This is a genomic window from Roseicella frigidaeris, from assembly GCF_003258945.1.
GTDB classification, from domain to species: domain Bacteria; phylum Pseudomonadota; class Alphaproteobacteria; order Acetobacterales; family Acetobacteraceae; genus Paracraurococcus; species Paracraurococcus frigidaeris.
In genome coordinates, this window is sequence record NZ_QLIX01000076.1 from 1 (window position 1) to 1,929 (window position 1,929).

Sequence of the window (1,929 nt, forward strand, 5' to 3'; positions counted from 1 at the left end):
CCGCAAGGCGGCGGCCTTCATCCGCCTCGCCATGATCCGCCTCATGCTCCGCCGCCTCGCCGCAAGCACCTCAGGCTAAACCAGAACTTCCCGGAAGGGCTCTGAGGTGGTCCGCAAGGTCGCCGGGTGACAGGGAGGCCTGGGATGCTGACGGGCACGGGCAGGATCAGGAGGGTCGTCGCGGCGCTGCTCGCGCTGGCCCTGCTCGTCGTTCCGGGCGCCCCCGTCAGGCATGCCTCGGCCGCCGCGCCGCTCCGGCAGCATGCGGTGCACCACTGCGTCGCTCCGGGCGATGAGGCGCAGGATCAGCGGCCCGTCCACCATGACCAAGGCCAGCCCGGCGGGCACCCCGGCAAGCTGCAGGATCTGGCCTGCTGCACCTCCGCCCAGTGCCCGGCCACGGCCGCGGCCCCGCTCGTCCCGCCCGGGCAGCCATCGGCGCCGTCCGGCCTGCGGCTCGTCGGCACCGCCACCCGCGTGGTGCCGGACGGCATCGCCGTGGCCCCTCCTCTCCACCCGCCTCGTCCCCTGGCGTGACCCGCTTACGGGTGCCGCGCGGCCCGACGGCCGCCTGCGGGCACCTGGACCGCATGCCCGACGCGTCATGCGGGGTTCGAAACCGCGACAAGGACAACGGAGGAAGTCATGAGCACATCCAACCGCCTCGGCACCCGCGCGACCGTCGCCGCGCTCGCCATCGGCCTCGCGTTCGGCGGCGCGGCCGCCCGGGCGCAGTCCGCCCAGGAGCACGAGGCGCACCATCCCGGGGGCAGCACGGCCCAGGCGACGCCCGCCCCGGCCCCGACGCCCGGCCCGGCGCAGCAGCGGGGCATGCCCGGCATGATGGGTGGCCAAGGCATGCAGATGCAGGGCGCGCCCGGCGCGCCCCAGCAAGGCGGCATGCCCGCGATGATGGGCGACATGGGCCGGATGATGGACATGATGCACCGGCAGATGGCCGCCCAGCACGCGATGCGGGCCTTCGAGCACATCGAGGGACAGCTCGCCTTCTACCGCGCCGAACTCCGCATCACCGACGCGCAGCAGGCGCAGTGGAACGCCTTCGCCGACGCCGTCCGCACCGCAGCCGGGACCCTGAAGCAGGCCGTGACGACGGCCATGCGGGAGACCAGCCCGGTCGCGGCGCCCGAGCAGATCGAGCGCCGCATGGCGCTGCTCACCGCCCAGCTCGAGGTGATGCGCACGGTGCAGGCTGCGGCGCGGCCGCTTTACGCCGCGCTCTCGGACGAGCAGAAGCGGACCGCCGACACGCTGATGGCGGAGCACCTGCGCGGCATGGGCGGCATGGGCATGCGCGGAGGGCTGATGTGAGCGCCGCCTTCCCCCTGGGCCGCATCGGCAGGCGCGGCGCGCTCGGCCTGCTGGCGGTCGCCGGGGCACAGCTGGGAATGATAGGGGCGGCGGCCGCCGCCCCCGCGACCCGAGTCGAGGTCTGGAAGGATCCGAGCTGCGGCTGTTGCGAGGACTGGGTCCGCCACATGCGGGCAGCGGGCTTCGAGGTCACCGTCCGCGAGGTCGCGGACGTCCGGCTGGTGAAGGCGGCCCGGGGCGTGCCGGAGGCGCTCCAGTCCTGCCACACCGCCGTCGTCGGCGGCTACGTGGTCGAGGGCCATGTCCCGGCGGCGGACGTCCGGCGCCTGCTGGCCGAGCGGCCGCAGGCGCGCGGGCTGTCCGCCCCCGGCATGCCGCCCTCGGCGCCCGGCATGGATATCTCTGGCACGCCCTACGAGGTCGTCCTGTTCGGCGGAGCCGACGGCGACCGGACCTGGGCGCGGCATTGACGAGACCCTGCCGGGGCCCGGTGCCCCGGCAGGACATCTCGATGGAGTGTGAGATTGGCTTTGCTACTGAATGTTGGCCCAGGCGTGCTGGCGAATTTTGGCCCACCTGCCGTCCCTCAACCTACGG

Annotated in this window: 3 protein-coding genes; all 3 read left to right on the plus strand. The window is 74.1% G+C overall.

Features of this window, described 5'->3' with window-relative positions; genetic code table 11:
* Positions 1-144: 144 nt before the first annotated feature.
* Entirely contained in the window at positions 145-537 is a 393-nt protein-coding gene (locus tag DOO78_RS26785) for a hypothetical protein (protein ID WP_111472933.1), read from the plus strand.
* Between the two features lie 108 nt (positions 538-645).
* Positions 646-1,332, plus strand: coding sequence for a Spy/CpxP family protein refolding chaperone (locus tag DOO78_RS26790; RefSeq protein WP_111472934.1), 687 nt, complete (start codon positions 646-648; stop codon positions 1,330-1,332).
* Positions 1,329-1,802 carry a DUF411 domain-containing protein gene (locus DOO78_RS26795; protein WP_243634811.1) on the plus strand — a complete coding sequence of 158 codons (474 nt, stop codon included), beginning with the start codon at positions 1,329-1,331 and terminating at the stop codon, positions 1,800-1,802. The genes DOO78_RS26790 and DOO78_RS26795 overlap by 4 nt, the downstream gene beginning before the upstream one ends.
* Positions 1,803-1,929 lie beyond the last annotated feature (127 nt).